This is a genomic window from Geobacter benzoatilyticus (assembly GCF_017338855.1).
Taxonomy (GTDB): Bacteria; Desulfobacterota; Desulfuromonadia; order Geobacterales; family Geobacteraceae; genus Geobacter; species Geobacter benzoatilyticus.
Window position 1 is genome coordinate 1,312,749 of the sequence record NZ_CP071382.1, and the last position, 22,369, is coordinate 1,335,117.

Annotated in this window: 17 protein-coding genes, 1 tRNA gene and 1 other RNA gene; 12 read left to right on the plus strand and 7 right to left on the minus strand. The window is 60.8% G+C overall.

Annotated features, from left to right (window positions below; genetic code table 11):
* Positions 1-109: 109 nt before the first annotated feature.
* The 7 genes from JZM60_RS06190 to JZM60_RS06220 all read right to left on the minus strand — a co-directional run bounded on the left by JZM60_RS06190 (position 110) and on the right by JZM60_RS06220 (position 7,242).
* Complete coding sequence (locus JZM60_RS06190; RefSeq protein WP_207164632.1) at positions 110-955, minus strand: FAD/NAD(P)-binding protein; 846 nt, start codon at positions 953-955, stop codon at positions 110-112.
* A 110-nt stretch (positions 956-1,065) separates the two neighbouring features.
* Positions 1,066-2,076: a 4Fe-4S dicluster domain-containing protein gene (locus tag JZM60_RS06195; RefSeq protein ID WP_207164633.1), complete on the minus strand. Its 1,011-nt coding sequence runs from the start codon at positions 2,074-2,076 to the stop codon at positions 1,066-1,068.
* A 72-nt stretch (positions 2,077-2,148) separates the two neighbouring features.
* On the minus strand, positions 2,149-3,078 hold the full coding sequence (locus tag JZM60_RS06200; protein WP_207164634.1) for a 4Fe-4S dicluster domain-containing protein: 930 nt from the start codon (positions 3,076-3,078) through the stop codon (positions 2,149-2,151).
* Between the two features lie 46 nt (positions 3,079-3,124).
* Entirely contained in the window at positions 3,125-3,631 is a 507-nt protein-coding gene (locus JZM60_RS06205) for a hydrogenase iron-sulfur subunit (RefSeq protein ID WP_277603791.1), read from the minus strand.
* 129 nt (positions 3,632-3,760) lie between these two features.
* Positions 3,761-5,758 carry a CoB--CoM heterodisulfide reductase iron-sulfur subunit A family protein gene (locus JZM60_RS06210; RefSeq protein ID WP_207164635.1) on the minus strand — a complete coding sequence of 666 codons (1,998 nt, stop codon included), beginning with the start codon at positions 5,756-5,758 and terminating at the stop codon, positions 3,761-3,763.
* The gene (locus tag JZM60_RS06215; RefSeq protein WP_207164636.1) at positions 5,759-6,640 is read right to left on the minus strand and encodes a CoB--CoM heterodisulfide reductase iron-sulfur subunit B family protein; all 882 of its coding nucleotides are present in this window, start codon (positions 6,638-6,640) and stop codon (positions 5,759-5,761) included.
* A 17-nt stretch (positions 6,641-6,657) separates the two neighbouring features.
* The gene (locus tag JZM60_RS06220; protein ID WP_207164637.1) at positions 6,658-7,242 is read right to left on the minus strand and encodes a 4Fe-4S dicluster domain-containing protein; all 585 of its coding nucleotides are present in this window, start codon (positions 7,240-7,242) and stop codon (positions 6,658-6,660) included.
* Positions 7,243-7,637: 395 nt separating this feature from the next.
* On the opposite strand from JZM60_RS06220, the gene JZM60_RS06225 reads away from it, so the two are divergent.
* The 12 genes from JZM60_RS06225 to JZM60_RS06280 all read left to right on the plus strand — a co-directional run bounded on the left by JZM60_RS06225 (position 7,638) and on the right by JZM60_RS06280 (position 22,253).
* Complete coding sequence (locus JZM60_RS06225) at positions 7,638-9,362, plus strand: ABC transporter ATP-binding protein (RefSeq protein WP_207164638.1); 1,725 nt, start codon at positions 7,638-7,640, stop codon at positions 9,360-9,362.
* A gap of 90 nt (positions 9,363-9,452) precedes the next feature.
* Positions 9,453-9,540, plus strand: a tRNA-Ser gene (locus JZM60_RS06230).
* Between the two features lie 95 nt (positions 9,541-9,635).
* An RNA gene (gene ffs, locus JZM60_RS06235) (signal recognition particle sRNA small type) lies at positions 9,636-9,734 on the plus strand.
* Between the two features lie 82 nt (positions 9,735-9,816).
* The gene (gene dnaX / locus JZM60_RS06240) at positions 9,817-11,538 is read left to right on the plus strand and encodes a DNA polymerase III subunit gamma/tau (protein WP_207164639.1); all 1,722 of its coding nucleotides are present in this window, start codon (positions 9,817-9,819) and stop codon (positions 11,536-11,538) included.
* 77 nt (positions 11,539-11,615) lie between these two features.
* Positions 11,616-11,930: a YbaB/EbfC family nucleoid-associated protein gene (locus tag JZM60_RS06245; RefSeq protein ID WP_207164640.1), complete on the plus strand. Its 315-nt coding sequence runs from the start codon at positions 11,616-11,618 to the stop codon at positions 11,928-11,930.
* A 244-nt stretch (positions 11,931-12,174) separates the two neighbouring features.
* Positions 12,175-12,768 carry a recombination mediator RecR gene (recR, locus tag JZM60_RS06250; protein WP_207164641.1) on the plus strand — a complete coding sequence of 198 codons (594 nt, stop codon included), beginning with the start codon at positions 12,175-12,177 and terminating at the stop codon, positions 12,766-12,768.
* Between the two features lie 61 nt (positions 12,769-12,829).
* Entirely contained in the window at positions 12,830-16,417 is a 3,588-nt protein-coding gene (nifJ, locus tag JZM60_RS06255; protein WP_207164642.1) for a pyruvate:ferredoxin (flavodoxin) oxidoreductase, read from the plus strand.
* A 276-nt stretch (positions 16,418-16,693) separates the two neighbouring features.
* The gene (locus tag JZM60_RS06260) at positions 16,694-17,185 is read left to right on the plus strand and encodes a roadblock/LC7 domain-containing protein (RefSeq protein WP_207164643.1); all 492 of its coding nucleotides are present in this window, start codon (positions 16,694-16,696) and stop codon (positions 17,183-17,185) included.
* Positions 17,186-17,204: 19 nt separating this feature from the next.
* Positions 17,205-17,792 carry a GTP-binding protein gene (locus tag JZM60_RS06265; protein ID WP_207164644.1) on the plus strand — a complete coding sequence of 196 codons (588 nt, stop codon included), beginning with the start codon at positions 17,205-17,207 and terminating at the stop codon, positions 17,790-17,792.
* Positions 17,793-17,933: 141 nt separating this feature from the next.
* Positions 17,934-19,733, plus strand: coding sequence for an ABC transporter ATP-binding protein (locus JZM60_RS06270; protein ID WP_207164645.1), 1,800 nt, complete (start codon positions 17,934-17,936; stop codon positions 19,731-19,733).
* Positions 19,730-21,640, plus strand: a complete 1,911-nt coding sequence (gene selB / locus JZM60_RS06275; RefSeq protein ID WP_207164646.1) for a selenocysteine-specific translation elongation factor — start codon at positions 19,730-19,732, stop codon at positions 21,638-21,640. The genes JZM60_RS06270 and selB overlap by 4 nt, the downstream gene beginning before the upstream one ends.
* Positions 21,641-21,827: 187 nt before the next feature.
* Positions 21,828-22,253 (plus strand): response regulator, encoded by a 426-nt coding sequence (locus JZM60_RS06280; protein WP_241426386.1) that lies wholly within the window; start codon positions 21,828-21,830, stop codon positions 22,251-22,253.
* The last annotated feature ends 116 nt before the right edge of the window (positions 22,254-22,369 follow it).

The following is a 22,369-nucleotide window of genomic DNA, read 5'->3' on the forward strand; positions in this document are numbered from 1 at the left end:
CTGGTAATTGGCAAGCAAAGAACTGAAAAAGTACCGTTTTGGGGGAGCTTCCAAATACGGGACCACGTGATGAATGCTCTGGGATGGGGGTCGGATGGAGTGAGGGGGGTCAGAACTCCTGGGGCATGGCCTTTACCTGGGCGGCGGTGAATACGGGACCGTCCTTGCAGACGTAGACATTGCCCACGTTGCAGCGGCCGCACTTGCCGAGGCCGCACTTCATCCGGTTTTCGAGCGTCGTGTAGATGGCTTCGTCGGCAAAGCCCAGCTTCTCCAGCATCGGGAGGGTGAACTTGATCATGATGGGGGGGCCGCAGACAAGGGCAATGCTATTGCCGGCCGAGGGGGCCGCATCTTCGAGGATTGCCGGCACGAAGCCCACCTTGCCGTCCCACTCGGGAGAGTTCCCCCCCGGGTCCACGGTCTTCACGAGGCGCACGTCGCTGCGCTCCTCCCATTCCTTCAGCTCACGCTTGTAGACGAGATCCGATTCGGTGCGGGCCCCGTAGACGATGGTGATGTCGCCGAACCTGTCCCGCCAGTCGAGGCACTGCCGGATGAGGGTCCGCAGCGGCGGGAGCGCGATTCCCCCGGCCACGAAGACCAGGTTCTTCCCAAAAAATTCCTCGATGGGAAACGAGTTGCCGTAGGGGCCCCGCACGCCGATGGTCTCTCCCACCTCCAGGGAGCGGAGCGCCTCGGTGACCCGCCCCACCGCCCGGAAGCAGCACTCGATGTAGCCTGGGCGGGTGGGTGCCGAGGCGATGCAGAAGGTGGCCTCCCCGGCCCCGAAGGCCGAGTACTCGGCGAACTGGCCGGCCCGGAACGTGAAGGAGTCGCGTACCGCCTCGTCCTGGAACACGAGCCGGAAGGTGCGGATATCGGGGGTCTCGTCAACGATATCCGTGATGGTGGCCAGTTGGGGGAGGTAGATGTTCTTGCTGTGGTCGCACATGGTAAAACCTTTTTGATAACACGGAGAAACGGAGGACACGGAGAAAAACTTATTTAAGGTTTGACCCGTTTGGTTATCAAGCCTTTCTCCGTGCTCTCTGTTTCTCCTTGTTATTCCACGCCTTTTGAGTTGATTTCTTCTAAAACCGCCGCGATGTCGATTCCAACGGGGCAGGCCCGGATGCACCTGCCGCAGCCGGTGCAGAGACGCTGGTCGAACTTGTCCACGTAGTACTTGAATTTGTGCATGATCCGGTTGCGGTAGCGCTGGGGCTGCACGTCCCGGGGATTGTGGCCCGAGGCGTGGTTGGTGAACTTGCCGAAGCCGCAGGCATCCCAGGATTTTCTTCGTGCCCCCTTCGCTTCGCCCCCCTCGTCCACGATGTCGAAGCAGTGGCAGGCGGGGCAGAGGAACGCGCAGGCGCCGCAGCCGGCGCACCGCTCGGCGATTTCTTCCCAGAGGGGATCTTCGAAGTGGGTGTCGAGCCAGCCCCTGATTTTGTCCAGATCCATCGCCCCGGGGCTTGGCTCCGCCAGGGGGGCGGGGGTGCCGTCGCCATCGGCAAAGAGTGCGGCGTGGGCGGCGAGGAGCGCTTCACCCTTGCCGGTGATGGCGTCGCAGCGGTAGCCGCCGTCTTTCAGGGGAGTGAGGAACAGATCGCTCCCCCTGGTGTCGGCCGGGGAGAGCCCCACTGCTGTGCAGAAACAGGCATCGTCGGCTCTCGTGCAGGCCAGGCCGATGATGGTAGTTTTGCGCCGGCGCTCCAGGAAGAATTCGTCCTTGTAGTCCCAGGAAAAGACCGCATCCAGAACCGGCGCGGCGGCTGCGTCGCAGGGACGGGCGCCGATCAGCAGCGTCTCGGGAACGGAGCCGGGATCAACATCGGTGACCCGCACCCCCTCTTTCTCCCGCTCGTAGGTGAGGATGGTCTCGCAGAGGGGAAAGAAGGTCTCCTTGGCGGAGCGGCGGGGAAGTCCCCCGAGATTCAGCTCTTCACCAGCGGAGAGCGGCTCGTAGAGGGTCATGGTGCCGGCGGCCTTGGGGCCCACAACGCGGGTGCCTGCCTTGACCAGGGTGTCGATGAGGAGTCGGAGGTTCTGTTCGGTGATGGTTATTGGCATCGTTTGTCCTGTAGGGGCGAATCTTGTATTCGCCCGGACTTACGGGCGATCACAAGGATCGCCCCTACGGAATCACTTGATAAAACTCTGGTCGTCGTCTTCCCGGTACTCGGCCAGGGGCCCCTTATCTTTTACCTCTAACCCCGCCTCGAACCCGTAGAGTTCCTTCAGTTCCTTCGCCATCTTACGGTTCAGGAGATTGAGGGGAATATCCATGGGACAGGCCCGCTCGCACTCGGCACAGCCGGCGCAGCGGCCGGCCAGGTGCATGGCGCGGACGATGTGCCAGGCCATGTTCCCCGCCGGTCGGGGGGTGGTTTCCACCGCCTGGGGACGGTTGCGGTCGCACATGCACTGCTCGCAATAACAGAAGGGGCACACCTGGCGGCAGGCATAGCAGCGGATGCAGTGGGAAAAGTGCTCCTTCCAGAATTTCCACCGCTCTGCCGGGGCCATGGCTTCAAGCCGGGCCAGCTCCTCGGATTCCGTTGGCGTGAAGCGGTGAAGCTCAGGCAGGGTGCCGACGATGGCATCCGCCCCTTCGGGGGTGTGCACCGCGCACTCCCGGCACTTTCTGGCGATGGTCGCTTCCGAAAGGGGGAGCGTGCGATCGACGTTTGCTCCGTGCACCCCGGCGCAGGCTACGCCAATCACATGGAGGTCGTCGCGCCTGAGCTGGTTTTCCCCCATGAGCCCCACGAGGGCTTTGAGGTCGCACCCCTTGGCCACGATGGCTATCCGTCCCTTGGCTCTGATCTCCTTTTTGGCCTTCGTGAGGTAGAGGGCCAGGTTGTTGACGCAGGCCGGGGAAAAGATGAGATCGTTCACCCTCGCGGGGTCGGTAACGATGGCCGGCATGGCGGTGCCGGGGCGGCGACCCGCCTGCCACCCCACCACAGCCGAAACGGCGCCTGATTCGAGAACCTTTTTTGCCTCGGCCCTAACAGCGTCGGTGGCGGCGGCGTAGAGGGCAGGGTCGATTGTTTGTGCGCTGTTCGTCATTGCATCATGCCTTTGTGGTGGTGTAGGGGCAATTCGTGAATTGCCCCTACGGGATTGTGTTATACGCTTCCTTCAGTTCAGGCGTGTCGATGACCCCGGACCACTGCTCCTCCGCCTCCAACTCCTTGAACTCCCGCATGGGCCCCAGTGCCCGGACCCGTTCGGTGAGCTCCGTGGCCACCTCCACCCACTTCCCCCCCTCGGCGGCGGAGACCCAGGAGAACTGGAGCCGCTGGAGGTCCACGCCGACGAAGTCGAGGAGTGCCCGGAAGGCGGCGAAGCGGCGCCGGGCGTGGAAATTCCCCGCCATATAGTGGCAGTCGCCGGGGTGGCACCCGGAGACCAGCACCCCGTCGGCCCCCTTCTGGAAAGCTCTGATGATAAAAACCGGGTCGATGCGGCCGGTGCAGGGGAACTTAACTACCCGGACGTTGGCCGGGTACTGCATCCGGCTCGTCCCCGCGAGATCCGCCCCGGCGTAGGTGCACCAGGTGCAGACAAAGGCGACAATCTTCGGTTCGAATTCGTGCTTGGTTTTTACATCGTGCACCATATGTTCTCCCAGAACGAGCAAGTTTTCGTCAGATCAAGGAAGGCTAACAGCGACGCGGAGGCGTAGCAGGGCTACGCCGCACAAGGAGTCGAGAGCCTGACGCCGAGCTGGCGGAAAATCGCTCGTTCCTCACAGCGCTTCTATCATGGCCATGATCTGTTCATCGGTATACCCGTCAAGTTCCACCGATTTGGACGGGCAGGTGGCCTGGCAGGTGCCGCAGCCGCCGCAGACTCCGGGATTCACATAGGCCACGGTCCGGATCAGGTTCCCCTGCCGGTCGCGGATTTCCTTCTCCTCCACGGCGCCGTAGGGGCAGACCTTCTTGCAGGCGAGGCAGGCGACACAGTTTCGTTCGTTCACCTTGGCGACGATGGGCTCCCGCTCCAGTTCATCCCGGGCAAAGAGGGTCATGACTTTCGCCGCGGCGGCGCTGGCCTGGCTCACGGTGTCGGGGATGTCTTTCGGCCCCTGGCAGGCCCCGGCCAGATAGATCCCGGCGGTGGCGCACTCCACGGGCTTCAGCTTGGCGTGGGCCTCGGAGTAAAAGTGGTAGCTGTCGTAGGAGATGCCGAGCTTCTGGGCCAGGGTGTCGGCGCCGGTCCGGGGCTGCACCGCGGTGGCCAGGACCACCAGGTCCGCCTCGATCTCCACCTGGACCCCCACGGAGATGTCGCTCCCCATGACCACCACCTTGTCCCCCTTCTGGTAGAGCCGGCTCACCATCCCCCGGATGTAGACCGCCTCCTCTTCCTCCACCGCCCGGCGCCAGAACTCGTCGTAGCTCTTCCCCGGCGTCCGGGCGTCCATGAAAAAGACGTAGGCCTGGCCGTCGTGGATCTTGTGCTTGTAGAGCATGGTGTGCTTGGCGGTGTACATGCAGCAGATCTTGGAGCAGTAGCTGATCCCCTTCTCCCGTGCCCGGCTTCCCACGCACTGGACAAAGACCACCTGCTTGGGCTCCTTGCCGTCGGAGGGGCGGAGGATCTTGCCGCCGGTGGGGCCGCTGGCCGAGGCCAGCCGCTCGAAGGTGAGGCCGTCGATGACGTCGGGGATGGTGCCGTGGCCGAATTCGCCGTACCCCTTGATGGGGGAGCCTTTCGGCTTCTCGCTGATGCTGTAGAGCTCGAACCCGGTGGCCACCACGATGGCTCCGACGGGCTCGGTAATGAGCTGGTCCTCCTGGGTGTAGTCCACGGCCTGGGGGCCGCAGACCTTGGCGCAGACGCCGCACTTGCCGCTCTTGAAGTACGTGCAGTGTTCCCGGTCGATGACCGGGGTGTTGGGGACCGCCTGGGGGAACGGGACGTAGATGGCGGGGCGGGTGCCCAGGTTCTTGTCAAAAGCGTTGGGGATCTTCTTCTGGGGGCACTTGGCGGAGCAGACGCCGCAGCCGGTGCACTTTTCCTCGATGACGCTCCGTGCCTTCTTGCGGACAGTGACCTGGAAGTTGCCGATATAGCCGTCAACCGCCTCGATTTCGGAATAGGTGTGGAGGGTGATGTTCGGGTGGTTGGCGGCATCCACCATCTTGGGGGTCATGATGCACTGGGAGCAGTCAAGGGTCGGGAAGGTTTCGGAGAGCTGGGCCATGTGGCCGCCGATGGAGGGCTCCCGCTCCACGAGCACCACCTGGTGGCCGGTGTCGGCGATGTCCAGGGCCGCCTGGATTCCGGCGATTCCCCCGCCGATGACGAGCGCCCGCTTGGTGACCGGCACGGTGATGGGGACGAGCCGTTTGTCCTTCTTGACCCGGGCCACCATCATTTCGACGATGTTGCCGGCCTTGGCGGTGGCCTCCTCTTTGTCCTCGTGGACCCAGGAGCAGTGCTCCCGGATGTTGGCCATCTCGCAGAGGAAGGGGTTAAGCCCCGCGCTCTTGGCGGCGTTGCGGAAGGTCTTTTCGTGCATGCGCGGACTGCAGGCTGCCACGACGATGCCGTCAAGGCCATGCTCGGCCACGGCCTTTTTAAGGAGGCTCTGGCCGGGGTCGGAGCACATGTACTTGTAGTCGGTGGCATAGGCGACGCCGGGCAGTTGCGCCGCCTTGGCCGCCACCCGTTCCACGTCAACGGTTCTCGCTATGTTCTCGCCGCAGTGGCAGACGAATACGCCGATTCGGGACATTTACACTAATCCTTTTTCCTTCAGCAGCGGCAGCGGATTCACGATCATGCTGTCAAAGCCCAGTTTCCCCGGCGCCGCTCCCACGGCCAGGGCCAGGAGTTGGGTCATGTAGAAGACCGGCATGCCGAAGCGCTTACCCGTGGCCTCTTCGATCTCCTTCTGCCGGATGTCCAGGTTGCCGTGGCACAGGGGGCAGGCGACCATGAGGCAGTCGGCGCCGGCGGCCTTGGCGGAATCGAGGATACTGCCGGAGAGTTTCAGGACCACTCCCGGCCGCGAGAGGGTGAAGTTGGCGCCGCAGCACTCCATCCGGTGGCTCCACCCAACGGTTTCCGCCCCCACGGCGCCGATGACCCGCTCCATGATGGTGGGGGCCTCAACGCAGTCCAGCTGCGGTACCTCAGGTGGGCGGGTCAGGAGGCAGCCGTAGTAGCAGGCGACCTTGAGGCCGGAAAGTGGCTTCTGCACGGCGCCGGCGAGACGTTCGAGGCCGAAGTCCTTTGCCAGGATCTCCAGCAGGTGTTTGATCGGCTTGTGCAGGTTGACGGTTCCGTCGATGGCGTATTCCACCTGTTTGCGCTTGGTTTCGTTGTCGGTCAGGTGGTGCTGGGTGACCTTCAGCCGCGAGAAGCAGGCGGCGCAGGCCACGGCCAGGTCTCCTTCCACCCCGTCGGCCAGGGCCAGGTTTTTGGCGCACAGGGAGAGCGACAGCAACTCATCCACGTTGTGGGCCGGAGTGGCACCGCAGCAGAGCCAGTCAGGCACTTCCTTGAGGCCGATTCCCAGGGCCTTGAAGAGCCCCCGGGTCGATTCGTCGTATTCCTTGGCCGAGGCATGCAGCGAGCAGCCCGGATAGTAGGAGTAAGAAAGAGTTTGTTCCATGAATAGTTATCCTGCCTTTACGGCGCCTCCCCTTTTCTGCGCATTTCCTCGATCCGCTTGAAGATCTGCTCGATCTCGGCCTGGTTGCGGTTCTTCTGGTGGAAAACCTTGAGCTTTCCCCTGGTGATGAGTTTGGGGCCCAGCATGAGATCCTTGAGGAACTGGCCGCTCTTTACGTTGAAGACGGCGGCGAGCCGCATCTCGTACTGGCGGCCGTAGGTGCGGATGTTTTCGATGAAGAGCCGGTTGGCCAGCTGCACGTAGGATTCCTTGGACGGCCCCTTGGCGTCCCAGGCGCACTTGCGCAGGGCATCCATTATCGACGCCAGGTCCACCTTGTTGGGACAGCGGGTGGTGCAGGTCTCGCACGAGGCGCAGTACCAGATGCTGCGCCCCGCCAGAACCCGCTCGTACTGCCCCAGTTGCAGGAACCGGACGATCCGGTTGGGGGGGTGCTCCATGAAAGAGCGCATGGGGCAGCCGGCCGAGCACTTGCCGCACTGGAAACAGCGGCGCACCGAACTCCCCGACAGGGCTTCGACTTTCTTTACGAAGTCTGGATTCATCGTCTCGGTGGAAAGATGCATTGCGGAGTGTTTCATACGATCTCCTGGTGCGGAGGTGGCCGATGGGCTCAACTGGCATGTTGTATGGCTAGCCGTTCTGCGGGAAGGGAACAGGGTGCCCTGTTTTTGGTTCTGTATGGGCAAGGATGAACAATAATTTTATTTTTGATAAAAACTGTCCAGCTGCCACAACGAAAAAAAGGGCGTTTTGAACTGTGGTTTTTAGTATTATTAAATTGCCTATCACAGAGCGGAGCGCTCTGTCAACTTCAAAGTAAAACGGTGTGTGAGATTCTACGGGCGCTTCGCGGCTGCAGGGCTGCCTGCTGCGTGGGCGTGCTTTGACATTAAGGTGCAAATGGATTACAAGGGCGTCACGACCAACTTCTCGGAGGCGAAAAATCGGCGAGCTCAGAATCCTATATGGTTATATGCGGAGATGCCGCCGGACATATATTCTCGGTGCCGTCTGCCTGCTCGGGACCAATGCCTTTGCCCTTCTCGTCCCGTGGCTTCTGAAGCTGGCAGTGGAAAGTCTCCGCAATCCCTCTGCCGCTTCCCGCTCCGCAACCTGGTACGGAGGCGCCATTATCGGCGCTGCCCTTATCCATGGCGTGATCCGGATTTTTTCCCGGACGACCTTGCTCCATGCCGCCCGCCGCATCGAGTATGCCATCAGGGAAGACCTCTACGTAAAGCTGCTCTCCCTGGACATGCCTTACTTCGAGGGGGGGCGGACCGGCGATCTCATGTCCCGCTTCGCCAACGACCTTACCAATATCAGGATGCTCCTCGGCTTCGGAGTTCTGAACATCATCAATACCGCCCTCATCTACGTGTCGGCCATTGCGCTCATGGCGCGCATCAACCCGTCCCTCACGCTTTGGGCCGTTGTTCCGTTTCCCCTGATGATTATTGCCGCCAAAGGAATCACCCGCCGAATGTTTCATCATTCCAGGCGGGCGCAGGAGGAGTTGGCGCACCTCACCAGCCAGGCGGAAGAGAGCATTGCCGCCGCCGTGGTGGTGCGCTCGTACTGCCGCGAAGATGCGACGGTTGCAGCCTTCGAGGAAATAGGGCGCCGCTACCTGCGTCGCAATATGACCATGGCGCGCCTTCGGGGGTTCTTGCTGCCCATTATGGCCGCTACTTCGGCCCTCGGCACCCTTATCGTCCTGTTTCTGGGGGGGCAGCGGGTTATCGGCGGTGCCATGACCCTGGGGGACTTTGTTGCTTTCAACGGCTATCTGGCAATGCTGGTTTGGCCCACAATCATCTTTGGCTGGATCCTTAACCTGATCCAGCGGGGTGCCGCGTCCATGGCTCGTCTCAACGAGGTGTTCGATGCCGTTCCCCGCGTCACGGAACCTGAGGAGCCCGCCGGTGCGTGGCCTCTGCGAGGGGAGATCGAGCTGCGGGATGTGAGGTTTTCCTACGGAACGGCGGGCGTCGCTTCGCCGCCGGTTCTCGACGGGGTTTCGCTTACCGTTTCCGCAGGCTCCAGCCTTGGCATCGTGGGGGCGGTGGGAAGCGGCAAGTCGACGCTGGTGCGCCTTCTGGCAAGGCTCTACCCGATTCCGGACGGCCGGATCTTTCTTGACGGTACAGACGTCAACCGGATGCCATTGTCTCGGCTTCGGAGCGCCATCGGTTTCGTCCCCCAGGAGAGTTTTCTTTTCTCCCGTACCGTGCGCGAGAATATCGCCTACGGCAAAGAAGGGGCCACCAGTGAGGAGATTGAGGCGGCCGCGCGTTTGGCTAGTCTCGATGGGGATGTGCTTCGCTTCGCTGACGGCTACGAAACCGTTGTGGGGGAGCGGGGGGTGACTCTCTCCGGTGGCCAGAAGCAGCGCACGGCCATTGCCAGGGCGCTGCTCAAGAACCCGGCTGTTCTGATTCTCGACGATCCTCTCTCGGCGGTGGACGCCCAAACCGAGGACGCGATCCTGGAGAGCCTGTCGGGCTATTGGGGCGACCGGACCGTTGTCATCGTATCCCATCGCCTTTCGGCGGTGCGGGAGTGCGACCGGATCATCGTGCTGAAGGATGGCGTGATCGCCGAACAGGGGAGCCATGACGACCTTCTCGCCCGCAATGGCCTTTATGGGGCAATGTGGCGCGAACAGCAGATTCAACGGGAGATAGCCAGTCTGTAACCGCTCCGCCGGCCGGCATTGCCGTAAGGAAAAAGCCGGAGAAAAAATGGGTTTACAAACCGCTATGCTTATACTATAGTCCATCGTTCCGGAGAGATGTCCGAGAGGTCGAAGGAGCACGACTGGAAATCGTGTGTACTGCAAGGTACCGAGGGTTCGAATCCCTCTCTCTCCGCCATAATCACAATTGAACAAGTCCGCCGGGCTTGTGAAATATGAACCGAGGCCCGGCGCATTGCTCCGGGCTGAATGCCTTTTGCGGGCAGAGCTGATAGCTGGGTCCCGCGCAACGGTAGGTTATGAACCCCGCCAGGTCCGGAAGGAAGCAACGGCAGTAACCGACACCGTGTGCCGCGGGGAAGCCCAGCTATCAGTTGTGCCCGCAACGTCCCCGTTAAACCCTCCCCCCCTTCCGAGCACGCAGCATCCGACCGCGTCGTGAGGTGTTAATTCCTTGTCCTATCTCGTTCTTGCACGAAAATGGCGTCCCCAGACCTTTAGCGACCTTACCGGCCAGGAGCATGTCAGCCAGACTCTCCAGAATGCCATCGATTCCGGCCGCATCGCCCATGCGTTTCTCTTTACCGGCGCCCGTGGGGTCGGGAAGACCTCTTCCGCCCGCATCCTGGCCAAGGCCCTGACCTGCGAGCAGGGGATGAGCCCCGAGCCGTGCAACGTCTGCTCCGCCTGCACGGAGATCACCGCCGGCACCGCCGTGGATGTCCTTGAGATCGACGGTGCTTCCAATACCGGTGTCGACGACATCCGGGAATTGCGGGAAAACGTCAAGTACCTCCCGTCCCGTCTCCGATACAAGATCTTCATCATCGACGAAGTCCACATGCTCTCCACTAGCGCCTTCAACGCCCTGTTGAAGACCCTCGAAGAGCCGCCGCCCCATGTCAAATTCATATTCGCCACCACAGAGCCCCACAAGGTGCCGATTACCATCCTTTCCCGCTGTCAGAGGTTCGACTTCCGGAGGATACCCCTCGGCAAAGTGGTGGGTCGCCTGCGCCATATCGTGGATCAGGAGGGGATCACCATCAGCGATGAAGCCCTGACCATGGTTGCCCGAAAGGGGGACGGGAGCATGCGTGACTCCCTCTCCGTGCTGGACCAGGTTCTGGCCTTCTGCGGCGATCAGGTGCGGGATGAGGAGGTGGTGAGCCTCCTTGGGGTCGTGGACCGGCGGCTTTTGCTGGATGCCACGGCGGCGGTCTTTGGCCGGGACACCCGTGCCGCCCTCGGCATCGTGGCACGGGTGGACGAGTTCGGCTACAATATGCGCCAGTTTTGCGGCGAACTGATTGATCATCTCCGCAATATGCTGATTATTAAAGCGGTTGGCGATGCTTCCGATCTTGTGGATCTTTCGGAGGCGGAGCTGGCGGTCCTGCGGCAACAGGTGGACAGCGTACCCCTCGATGACCTCCAAAGGCACCTGGCCGTGCTGCTTCGGGCCGATGGGGAGCTGGCTCATGCCTCATTTCCCCGGCTCATTCTGGAGATGGCTCTTGTGAAGATGGCCACCCTGGCGCCTGCGGTTCCGGTTGACGAGCTGCTGGAGCAGTTGAAGAAAATCGAAGAGGGGGGCGCCGGTGGTGTTGCCGATGCCCGCGCCCAGTGGCGGCCGGCACCACAGGCTCAGCATGCTCCTTCTGCTCCGGTTTCTTCAAATCGTCCGGCCGGGCGTCAGGCGGAGGAGACACCTCCCGCACCTGTTCGTCGCCGCGAAGAGGCAAAACCCGCGGCGGAGCCCCGAAGAACCGGCGATGAGTGGGCCGATTTCGTTGCCCTTGTCAGGGGCGAGAAGCCCCGTCTCGGATCGATGCTCGAACAGGGAAGTCCGCTTGCGGTGTCGGCAGCACGGCTGGAGATCGGTTTTCCCGAAGGGTCCTTCGCCCTTGCGAGCCTCAGGGACAATGATTCCAGGGAGGCCTTGAAGGGGTTGGCCTGTCGTTTTTTCAAGGGAGAGCCGGAACTAGTTTTCCGTACCATCGCCCCCGGCACTGATGAGGCCCCTCCCAATCTCCTGGAAAAAAAAAGAGTTGAGAACGAACGCCGCCAGTCCGATCTGAATCAGGTCGCCATTTCTCATCCTGCGGTCACCGAGGCCTTGGATGTTTTTGGCGGTACCGTTGCAGATGTTGTCTCCCTGGAGCGCAAAGAATAACTCGAACATTGTTTTGATTTAGCGGAACTCTTTGACCAAGAGTAAAAATACACACCACGAAAACTACGGAGGAGCAGATGTCCAAAGGTTTGGCAGGTATCATGAAGCAAGCCCAGATGATGCAGCAGAAGATGGCGAGATTACAGGAAGAAGCGGCGAAGCAGACTGCCGAGGCGACGGCCGGAGGCGGCGCGGTTACTGCGGTGGTAAGCGGCAAAAATCAGCTTCTTTCGCTCTCCATAAAGCCTGAAGCGGTTGATCCGAACGATGTCGAGATGCTTCAGGACCTGATTGTCGCGGCAGTAAACGAAGCCCTCAAGAAGGTGCAGGCGCAGTTCTCGGAAGAGATGGGCAAGATCACGGGCGGACTGAATATCCCAGGCCTCTTTTAATCGCAGCTTTCGAGCGGGGGCGGCAGCCGGATGGTTGCCGCCCTTTTTGCATCTGGTGGCGGGAATGAAAACTCTGCTTGATTTGCGTTTTGGGCCGCATGGTATCTGTGCCATTGTTGCCGGCTAAATTTTAGCGAGAATAAAATTCCTTTAGCCCTAATCGCAAAAACTTATGAAAATTTACCGATAGTAAAAAGTTTTATTTTCGTTTTAATAAAAAAATGTTTTATCTTCGGTGCAAACTATGCTACAGTCATCAAACTCTTTTATGCGGCTTCTTGCGGAGCTGCAGAAATTGCCCGGTGTTGGCGAGAAAACCGCGTTACGTCTTGCCTTTCATCTGTTGAAATCCCCGGAAAACATCGCGGCGTTGGCCGACAGCCTTGGCGACGTGTTGACTCGGGTGCGATTCTGCTCCGTATGTTTCGGCATTACCGAGGAGGATCCCTGCCATATTTGCAGCAGCGATCGGGACGAAACGTCTCTCTGTATTGTGGAAGAGCCCCAGGATCTCCTGGCGGTGGAAAGGACCCGGGCCTTTCGGGGACGCTATCACGTCCTTCAGGGGGCCCTGTCGCCGTTGAACGGCGTTACTCCGGACCGGCTCCGCATCGCCGAGTTGATGCGGAGGCTTGAGGGGGGGGACGTTCGGGAGGTGGTCATCGCCACCAACTTTTCTGTTGAGGGGGAGGCGACGGCGCTCTATCTGGCGCGGCAGATCAAGCCGCTCGGCATAAGGGTTACACGCCTTGCCCATGGCATCCCGCTTGGCAGCGACCTGGAATATGTGGATGCTGCGACGGTCCAGCGGGCACTTGAGGGGCGCAGCGAGTTGTAAAACGCAAGTTGGACGACGATCAGTTCAGTGCTGTTTCGTATCTATACCAGAGGAGGAAAGCATGAGTCGTAACATGGTTACCATCGACGGCAACACCGCGGCCGCCCACGTGGCCCACGCCACCAACGAAGTAATTGCCATTTACCCCATCACCCCGTCTTCGGTCATGGGAGAAATCTCCGACATGAAGAGCGCCATGGGCGAAAAGAACATCTGGGGGACCGTCCCGTCGGTCGTCGAGATGCAGTCGGAAGGCGGTGCCTCCGGTGCCGTGCACGGCGCCCTCCAGGCAGGGGCGCTGACCACCACCTTCACCGCCAGCCAGGGGTTGCTCCTGATGATCCCGAACATGTTCAAGATCGCCGGTGAGCTGACCTCCACGGTTTTTCACGTCTCGGCCCGCGCCATTGCGGCCCAGGCCCTCTCCATCTTCGGCGACCACTCCGACGTCATGTCCTGCCGCTCCACCGGCTGGGCCATGCTTTGCTCCAATAACTCCCAGGAAGTCATGGACTTCGCTCTGATTTCCCAGGCCGCCACACTCCGCTCCCGGGTACCTTTCCTTCACTTCTTCGACGGTTTCCGTACCTCCCACGAGGTTCTGAAGGTTGAGGAGCTCACCTTTGACGACATGCGCGCCATGCTGGACGACGAACTGATCGCCGCCCACAAGGCCCGGGGCCTCTCTCCGGACCACCCCGTCATGCGCGGTACCGCCCAAAACCCCGACGTCTACTTCCAGGGGCGCGAGACGGTTAACTCCTACTACCCGAAATGCATCGAGATCGTCGAAGAGGAGATGAACAAGTTCGCCAAGATCACGGGCCGCCAGTACAAGCTGGTGGACTACGTGGGCGCTCCCGACGCCGATCGCGTCATCGTCATCATGGGCTCCGGCGCCGACACGGTGCAGGAGACAGTTGAAAACCTCTCCGCCAAGGGTGAGAAAATCGGCGTGGTGAAAATTCACCTCTACCGGCCGTTCCCCATCGACGCTTTCATCGCCGCGCTGCCGAAGAGCGTGAAAAAGATCGCCGTCCTCGACCGGACCAAAGAGCCCGGCGCCCTGGGCGAGCCCCTCTACCTGGATGTCCGCACCGCCATCGGCGAGGCCATGGCCGACGGCAAGTGCCAGTTCGACGGCTACCCGGTCATCGTCGGCGGCCGCTACGGCCTCGGCTCCAAGGAGTTCACCCCGGCCCAGGCCAAGGCGGTGTTCGACAACCTTTCCGCCGCCAAGCCGAAGAGGAACTTCGTGGTCGGCATCACCGAGGATGTCACCAACAGCAGCCTTCCGTGCGATCCGAACTTCTTCAACCCGATGGAAGGGGCCTACCAGGCCATGTTCTTCGGCCTCGGCTCCGACGGTACCGTGGGTGCCAACAAGAACTCCATCAAGATCATCGGCGAGATGACCGACAACAACGCCCAGGCCTACTTCGTCTACGACTCCAAGAAGGCCGGCTCCATGACCACCTCTCACCTGCGCTTCGGCAAGAAGTATATCCGGGCGCCGTACCTGGTGCAGGAGGCCGACTTCGTGGCCTGTCACAACTTCGCCTTCGTGGAGAAGTACGACATGCTGGCCAAGGCCAAGCAGGGCGCCACGTTCCTCCTGAACGCCCCCTTCGACCACAACGAGATCTGGGACAAGCTCCCCACCGACGTGCAGCAACAGATCATCGACAAGAAGCTGAAGTTCTACGTGATCGACGGCGTGCGGCTCGGCAACGAGATCGGCCTCGGACCCCGGATCAACGTCATCATGCAGACCGCGTTCTTCAAGATCTCCAATATCATCCCGCTGGACCAGGCAGTTGCCGAGATCAAGGATGCCATCAAGAAGTCTTACGGCAAGGCGGGCGAAGCGGTCGTCGCCATGAACAACAAGGCAGTTGATGCCGGCCTCAATAACTTCTACGAGGTGAAGGTGCCCGAGAAGGCCACCAGCACCATCACGAAGCCACCGGTCGTCAGCCCCAAGGCTCCCCAGTTCGTTCAGGAGACCACGGCTCCCATGATCGCCGGCCTCGGCGACGACCTGCCGGTTTCCAAGATGCCGGCCGACGGCACCTTCCCGACGGCGACCGCCCAGTTCGAGAAGCGCAACATCGCCGTGGAGATTCCGGTATGGGACGAGCAGCTCTGCATCCAGTGCGGCATCTGCTCCTTCGTCTGCCCCCACGCCACCATCCGGATGAAGGCCTACGACGCCTCCGTCCTTTCCGGCGCTCCGGCCACCTTCAAGTCTGTTGACTGCAAGGTTCCCGAGTTCAAGGGACAGAAACTGACCCTCCAGGTAGCTCCGGAAGATTGCACCGGCTGCGGCGCCTGTGTCCACAACTGCCCGGCCAAGAGCAAGGAAGATCCGAACCACAAAGCCATCAACATGGCATTCCAGCCCCCCCTCCGGGCTCAGGAAGTGGAGAACTGGGATTTCTTCCTCACTATTCCCGATGTGGATCCCACTGCGGCCAAGCTGGACACCGTCCGCGGCTCCCAGCTGGTCCGTCCGCTGTTCGAGTTCTCCGGCGCCTGCGCCGGCTGCGGCGAGACTCCGTACCTGAAGCTGCTGACCCAGCTCTTCGGTGACCGGACCATCATCGCCAACGCCACCGGTTGCTCCTCCATCTATGGCGGCAACCTCCCGACCACTCCCTACGCCAAGCGGGCGGACGGGCTCGGTCCGGCCTGGTCAAACTCCCTGTTCGAGGACAACGCCGAGTTCGGCTACGGCATGCGGCTGGCCGTGGACAAGTTCAACGGCATGGCCCTTGAACTGATCGACAAGCTTTCGTCGTCCTGCTCCTGTTCTTCCTGCACGAGCGCGGTACCCCTCATGAACGAAATCAAGGGTGCCGACCAGTCTACCCAGGCCGGCATCGAGGCCCAGCGCGGTCGGGTGGCGGAACTGAAAAAGGCCCTGGCCGGCTGCCCCGAGCCGGAGGCCAAGCGGCTCCTCACCGTGGCCGACTACCTGGTCAAGAAGTCCGTCTGGTGCATCGGCGGCGATGGCTGGGCCTATGATATCGGTTACGGCGGCCTCGACCATGTCATCGCCAGCGGCAAGAACATCAACCTGCTGGTCCTCGACACCGAGGTTTACTCCAACACCGGCGGCCAGGCATCCAAGTCGACCCCGCTGGGGGCCGTTGCCCAGTTCGCTGCCGGCGGCAAGGCTGTTTCCAAGAAGGACCTCGGCATGATGGCCATGTCCTACGGTTCGGTTTATGTTGCGTCCGTATCCCTTGCCAACCCGGCCCAGTGCATCAAGGCCATGCTGGAGGCGGAAGCCTATGACGGCCCGTCCCTCATCATCGCCTACTCGCACTGCATCGCCCACGGCATCGACATGACCAGTGCCGTGGATTGCCAGAAGCGGGCGGTCAACTCCGGCTACTGGCCGCTGTACCGCTACAATCCGCAGCTTGCCGCCGAGTGCAAGAACCCGCTCCAGCTCGACAGCAAGGCCCCCACAATCGCCTTCGACGAGTATGTCAATAGCGAGAACCGCTACCGCGTACTCAAGAAGAACAATCCGAAGGGGTACGAGGAGCTCATGAAGAAGGCGGCGGCCTGGTCCAAAGCCCACTTCAGCTACTACCAGAAGCTGGCTGCCCTCAACTTCGAGGACACCTGCGAGAAATAACCATTCTGGTAACGATAAAAGCCCCGGCAGGAAATCCTGCCGGGGCTTTTTGTTGCGCACAATTCTGTGGGTGTTGGTGATTGCCTGTTTGCCCTGCTCTGAAGGCTACTGGCCCTGATTTTGCAGTAAAGTCCGATAGTTGTTGCTGTAACTTTTGATGGCTGCGATGATGGTTACGGAAATTGCGCCGTTTTCTCTCCTTGAACGGGTGTCAAATTTTTGTTATAACCCATCCGGTATCGGTGCATAACTCACAGGCCGACGAAGGGGTACTCAATGGCAGATCCTCAGATGGTGATGTACGATGAGGAGTTCAGGCAGATCAGTGCTGTAATAGAGAAACTGCTCCGGGAAGCCAATGCAAAGGTGATCTTCCTGGTCGACAAAAACGGCCAGCTTATCGCCGGGTGTGGAGAAACCGAGCGTTTCGACACCACTTCCCTGGCTTCTCTCACCGCGGGAAACATTGCTGCCACCGGCGGCCTTGCCAAGCTGATCGGGGAGAAGGAGTTCTCTATTCTCTTCCACGAGGGAGAAAAGGACAACCTTCATATCTCCATTGTCGGTGGCCGGGTGATCCTTGTGGTCCTGTTTGACAGCCGCTCTTCCCTCGGTCTGGTGAGGCTGAGGGTGAAAAAGGCCTCCGAGGAGCTGACCGCCATATTCGACCAGCTGAAGAGAAAGGCTGAGGAGAAAGAGCGCAGCGGCATCCAGGAGTTCCCCTTCGCCGAGATCACCGACGACGACATCGACAATCTTTTCAACTGACGGGCCGGGGGTATGGCGGATGTCCTTCATTAACTACGCATCGCGTGAGATAAACTGCAAAATTGTCTACTATGGGCCGGGCCTTTGCGGCAAGACGACCAACCTTCAGTATATCTACCAGAAGACCGCTCCCGAAGCGAAGGGGAAGATGATCAGCCTCGCCACGGAGACCGAACGGACCCTTTTCTTCGACTTTCTCCCCCTGGCCTTGGGAGAGATTCGCGGCTTCAAGACCCGCTTTCATCTTTACACCGTTCCCGGCCAGGTTTTCTACGACGCCTCCCGCAAGCTGATTCTCAAGGGTGTGGATGGCGTGGTTTTCGTGGCCGATTCCCAGGAAGAGCGGATGGACGCCAATATCGAATCCCTGGAAAACCTCCGCATCAACCTTCAGGAACAGGGGTACGACCTTGACAAGCTCCCTTACGTTGTTCAGTACAACAAACGGGACCTTCCCGACATCATAGGCGTGGACGAGCTGCGCCGGGAGCTGAATCCCACCGGAGTTCCCGACTACGAGGCTTGCGCCTCCACTGGCGAAGGGGTCTTCGAGACCTTGAAGGCGGTTGCGAAGCTGATTCTCATTGACCTGAAAAAGGGGAAATGATGGCAGGAGTTTCGACTCCATTCGCAGCTTGCGGCCCATGGCAAAACCATGGGCTTTTCTGTTTTGCCTGCGGAAGAAATGACGTAGAATGCGCACGCTGACGATTTCAGAGCCTGGGGAAGGAGTGCCGGTCGGTACATTATGCACTTTGGCGGTGCCTACGAAGATGAGATAATCGGCAAGGCCTATGACGGAAGGCTCATGTACCGGTTCGTCCGCTACGTGCTCCCTTACCGATGGGTCGCCGTGGCCGCCCTCTGCCTTCTCCCCCTGTCGGCGGCGGCGCGCCTGGCGCAGCCATGGCTCATGAAAACGGCCATCGACGAATACATCGTTGCCGGCCGCATGGAGGGACTGCCGCTGGTGGCGGCGGGTTTTCTCGCCCTTATTCTTGCCGAGGCCCTAATCACGTTTGTTGAGGTCTGCCTGCTTCAGTATCTGGGGCAGAAGGTGATGTTCGACCTGCGCATGGAGCTGTTCGGCCACGTCCAGAGGCTTCCGGTCTCCTTCTTCGACCGTACCCCCACCGGCAGCCTTGTGACACGCCTCACCAGTGATGTTGAAGTGCTCGGGGAAATGTTCGCCGCCGGCATCATCACGGTTGTGGGGGATATTCTATTTCTGGCCGGGATCGTCGGCGTCATGCTCTGGATTAACCTGAAGTTGTCGCTGGTCACCTTTGCGGTGCTCCCGGTGCTCATCTGGGTTGCCTTCACCTTCCGGATCAAGATGCGAAGGGCATTTCGCGAGGTTCGGGCGCGGCTGGCGAATCTCAACACATTCCTGGCCGAGACCATCGGCGGCATGGCGGTGGTGCAGCTGTTCAACCGTCAGGAGCTGGAGCGAAGGGAGTTCTCCCGGCTCAATGCCGGGTACCGGGATGCAAATCTTCCGGTCATCACCTGGGATGCCTCCCTCTACGCCCTGGTGGAAACACTTTCTTCCGTGGCCGTGGGGCTCATAGTCTGGTATGGCGGTGGGGAGATCGTCAGCGGAGCCCTCACGTTCGGTGCGCTGGTGGCGTTTATCCAGTATATTGAGAAGTTCTTCGCTCCCATCCGGGATCTTTCGGCCAAATACTCCATCATGCAGGGGGCCATGGCGGCCCTTGAGCGGATTTTCAATCTGCTGGACATGGAGAAGGATGTTTCCCCCTCTCCCCGACCTTCGGCGGAAGGAGTAAGTGGTGAGGGGGGCTTTCCTGTCGATACCATCTCATTTCACGACGTCTGGTTTGCCTACAAGGACGAAGAGTATGTCCTCAAGGGGATCGATCTCACCCTGAGGCGTGGCGAAAAGGTGGCGCTGGTGGGCGAAACCGGCGGCGGTAAGACGACGGTTACCCGCCTCCTATCCCGTTTCTACGACGTGACCCGCGGCAGTATCTGCTTTGACGGCACCGATATCCGGGAGCTGCCGCTTCCGGAACTCCGGCGCCGGATTGGGGTGGTGCTTCAGGAGCCGTACCTTTTTACCGGTACCATCGGGTTCAATATCTCCCTAGGGGATGAGAAGGCTGCCCGCAGAATTAAAGAGGCGGCACGGCTCGTGGGGGCGGACCGGTTCATAGAGGCGCTTCCCAAGGGGTACGACGAAGAGGTGCGGGAACGGGGCGTGAACCTATCCGCCGGCGAACGGCAGCTCATCTCCTTTGCCCGGGCCGTGGCCTTCGATCCGGAAATTCTAGTTCTCGACGAGGCCACCTCCAGCGTAGACAGCGAATCCGAACGGCTCATTCAGGAAGGGCTTCGCGCACTCATGGCGGGCCGGACCTCGCTGGTGGTGGCGCACAGGCTCTCGACGGTCCGGGATGCCGACAGGATTGCCGTCATCCACCGGGGGGAGAAGGCGGAGGAGGGGACGCACCGGGATCTGCTGGCCGCCGGCGGGCTCTACGCACGACTCTATCAGCTTCAATTCAGGGGGCAGGAAGATACATGAAACACCTTATCCTCGGCACCGCAGGCCACATCGATCATGGCAAGACATCGCTGGTCAGGGCTCTGACCGGCATCGAAACCGACCGCCTTCCGGAGGAGAAGAAGCGGGGAATCACCATCGAACTGGGCTTCGCTCACCTGGAGCTCCCCGACGGCACCCGTTTCGGTATTGTTGACGTTCCGGGACACGAGCGTTTTGTCAGGACCATGGTGGCCGGCGTTGGGGGGATGGATCTGGTGATGCTCGTTGTTGCCGCCGACGAGGGGATTATGCCCCAGACCCGTGAACACCTGGAGATCTGTCAGCTTCTCGGCGTAAAGAAGGGGCTGGTCGCCCTTACGAAGAGCGATATGGTTGACCCCGAGTGGCTCGGCCTCGTGGTGGAAGAGGTGCGTGATTATCTGGCGGGAAGCTTCCTGGAGGAAGCGCCGATCATGCCGGTATCATCCCGTACCGGCGCGGGGATCGAAGAGCTGAAGGGTGAGCTGGCCCTCCTGGCATCCCAGGTGGAGGAAAAAAGGTGCGAGGGGGCTTTTCGGCTACCGGTGGACCGGGTCTTTACGGTAACCGGTTTCGGCACGGTGGTGACCGGCACGCTGCTGGCCGGGGAGATTCGGGTGGGGGATGAGGTGGAAATGCTCCCCTCCGGCAGGCAGGCGCGGGTGCGCGGCGTGCAGACCCATGGCACGAAGGGGGATTCGGCGGGCGCCGGGCAGCGTGTGGCCGTCAACCTCCAGGGCGTGGAGCATGTGGAAGTGGTGCGGGGCGACATCGTTGTGCCCAGGGGAGCCTTCCGGACCACCCGGGCTGTGGATGCCCGCCTTGATCTGCTTCCCGCTGCGCCGAAGGAGCTCCGGCACCGGGCCACCCTTCGGCTGCATTCAGCCACCTACGAGGTGCCGGCCCAGATAATTCTCCTGGACCGGGATACTCTGGCGCCGGGGGAGTCGGCCTTTGTGCAGCTTCGCCTGAAGCATCCGGTGCTCCTTCTCCCCGGCGACCCCTTTGTGCTCCGCTCCTATTCACCCCAAGTGACGGTCGGCGGCGGCCGGGTACTGGACCCGATGCCTCCCCGGCGGCGCCGCCGTTCCGAGGAAGCTTTGGCGCTGCTCCATTCCCTGGGGGAGGCTGCGGGGCCCGAGACCGTACGGCTGTTGGTGGCCGGGAGCCTTCTCTCCGGCGTTCCCTTCGATGAGATTGCCGTCCGCAGCGGGCTGCCGCCCAAAAAGGCTGAAGCTGCCCTGGCTCCGCTCCTCTCCGCAGGAGAGGTGGTACAGGTGGTTCGGGAACCCCGCATATTCCTCTCCCGGGATGCCTTCATGTCCCTCAAGGCCCATCTGCTGGGGGAGGTGGAAGGGTATCTCCGAGAGAATACCCTTCGGGAGGGGATCGGGAAGGAGGAGTTGAAGACGAGGCTTCCGAAGCGTAGCGATCCTCGGTTTTTCACCCCGCTGCTGACCGCGCTGGAAAAGGAGGGGAAGGTGGTCCTGGAGCGGGAACTGGTCAAGCTCCCCGGTCGCAAGGGGAGTCCGACGACGGACCAGGCCGGACTTCAGGGGCGTATCGAGGCTGCCCTTGGGCGGGGCGGAGCGGAACCTCCCACCGTGAAGGAGTTGTGCGATCAGCTTCGATGCGGCGAGAAAGAAGTTCTGGAGCACCTGAATATCCTTGCCCGTGAAGGACGGGCCGTGAAACTCAAGAGCGATGTGTTTTACGCTCCCGGCCCCGTCAGCGAGTTGCGGGATCAGCTCATCGCGCATCTTCGCGAAAAGGGTGAAATTACGCCGCCTGAGTTTCGAGATGTCACTGGGCTTTCACGCAAATTCATGATTCCGCTTCTGGAGTTTTTCGATCAGGAGAAAGTCACCATCCGGGTTGGTGACAAGCGCATACTCCGCAAGGGATAGCCTCACAATGCATTTCTCGCTTTGCAAATCGGGCGTTCTTGCGTAGGATTCAGACAGGGTTGCACGGAGGTGAGGGGTCGGGATTCGCAACGCCGGAGGGGAGCGACTTGTCCAGAGTGGTGGATTTGGAGGTTGACTCCGGCCTTGAGCGAAATGGGTTTCTGCGCCGCAGGTGGGGAGGGGACAGGTGACAGTGGAAAAGTTTCTGGTTCTTCTGGTTGAGGATAACCCCGATGACGAATTTCTTGCGTTGCGTTCCTTGCGTCGGCAGGGACTGGACAACGTTGTTGTCGCCCATGACGGCGAAGAGGCACTCGGTTATCTTCTCGGCACCGGTTGTCCTGCGGGTGAAGCGGCGGCCATTGTTCCGGCAGTCATCCTGCTCGACCTGAAACTGCCGAAAATAAACGGCATCGAGGTTCTCAGGGCGCTGCGCAATGACAAAAGAACTGAAAGCGTGCCCGTCATTGTCCTCAGTTCTTCCCGCGAGGAATGCGACCTGAAATGCTGCCGGGAGCTGGGGGCTCTCGCATATCTGACCAAGCCGGTGGATGGGAAGGAGTTGGTCGGCATTCTGGAGCAGGCCCGGCTGCTGAACGCGCCTTGCCGGTAAACGGCCCTATGCCCGGCAGATTGGCGATGCTGCCTGGATGGGGCAGAAATGCCTTCACAAACAACGGAATATGTGATATCTAATCTAACTTTCCATCCGTTTTCCCCTCTTACATT

What these genes read in the sequence shown, in the direction of transcription:
- JZM60_RS06190 (WP_207164632.1), bottom strand. Translation starts at nt 955, where the DNA reads ATGTGCGACCACAGCAAGAACATCTACCTCCCCCAACTGGCCACCATC.
- JZM60_RS06195 (WP_207164633.1), bottom strand. Translation starts at nt 2,076, where the DNA reads ATGCCAATAACCATCACCGAACAGAACCTCCGACTCCTCATCGACACC.
- JZM60_RS06200 (WP_207164634.1), bottom strand. Translation starts at nt 3,078, where the DNA reads ATGACGAACAGCGCACAAACAATCGACCCTGCCCTCTACGCCGCCGCC.
- JZM60_RS06205 (WP_277603791.1), bottom strand. Translation starts at nt 3,631, where the DNA reads ATGGTGCACGATGTAAAAACCAAGCACGAATTCGAACCGAAGATTGTC.
- JZM60_RS06210 (WP_207164635.1), bottom strand. Translation starts at nt 5,758, where the DNA reads ATGTCCCGAATCGGCGTATTCGTCTGCCACTGCGGCGAGAACATAGCG.
- JZM60_RS06215 (WP_207164636.1), bottom strand. Translation starts at nt 6,640, where the DNA reads ATGGAACAAACTCTTTCTTACTCCTACTATCCGGGCTGCTCGCTGCAT.
- JZM60_RS06220 (WP_207164637.1), bottom strand. Translation starts at nt 7,242, where the DNA reads ATGAAACACTCCGCAATGCATCTTTCCACCGAGACGATGAATCCAGAC.
- JZM60_RS06225 (WP_207164638.1), top strand. Translation starts at nt 7,638, where the DNA reads ATGCGGAGATGCCGCCGGACATATATTCTCGGTGCCGTCTGCCTGCTC.
- JZM60_RS06245 (WP_207164640.1), top strand. Translation starts at nt 11,616, where the DNA reads ATGTCCAAAGGTTTGGCAGGTATCATGAAGCAAGCCCAGATGATGCAG.
- recR (WP_207164641.1), top strand. Translation starts at nt 12,175, where the DNA reads ATGCTACAGTCATCAAACTCTTTTATGCGGCTTCTTGCGGAGCTGCAG.
- nifJ (WP_207164642.1), top strand. Translation starts at nt 12,830, where the DNA reads ATGAGTCGTAACATGGTTACCATCGACGGCAACACCGCGGCCGCCCAC.
- JZM60_RS06260 (WP_207164643.1), top strand. Translation starts at nt 16,694, where the DNA reads ATGGCAGATCCTCAGATGGTGATGTACGATGAGGAGTTCAGGCAGATC.
- JZM60_RS06265 (WP_207164644.1), top strand. Translation starts at nt 17,205, where the DNA reads ATGTCCTTCATTAACTACGCATCGCGTGAGATAAACTGCAAAATTGTC.
- JZM60_RS06270 (WP_207164645.1), top strand. Translation starts at nt 17,934, where the DNA reads ATGCACTTTGGCGGTGCCTACGAAGATGAGATAATCGGCAAGGCCTAT.
- selB (WP_207164646.1), top strand. Translation starts at nt 19,730, where the DNA reads ATGAAACACCTTATCCTCGGCACCGCAGGCCACATCGATCATGGCAAG.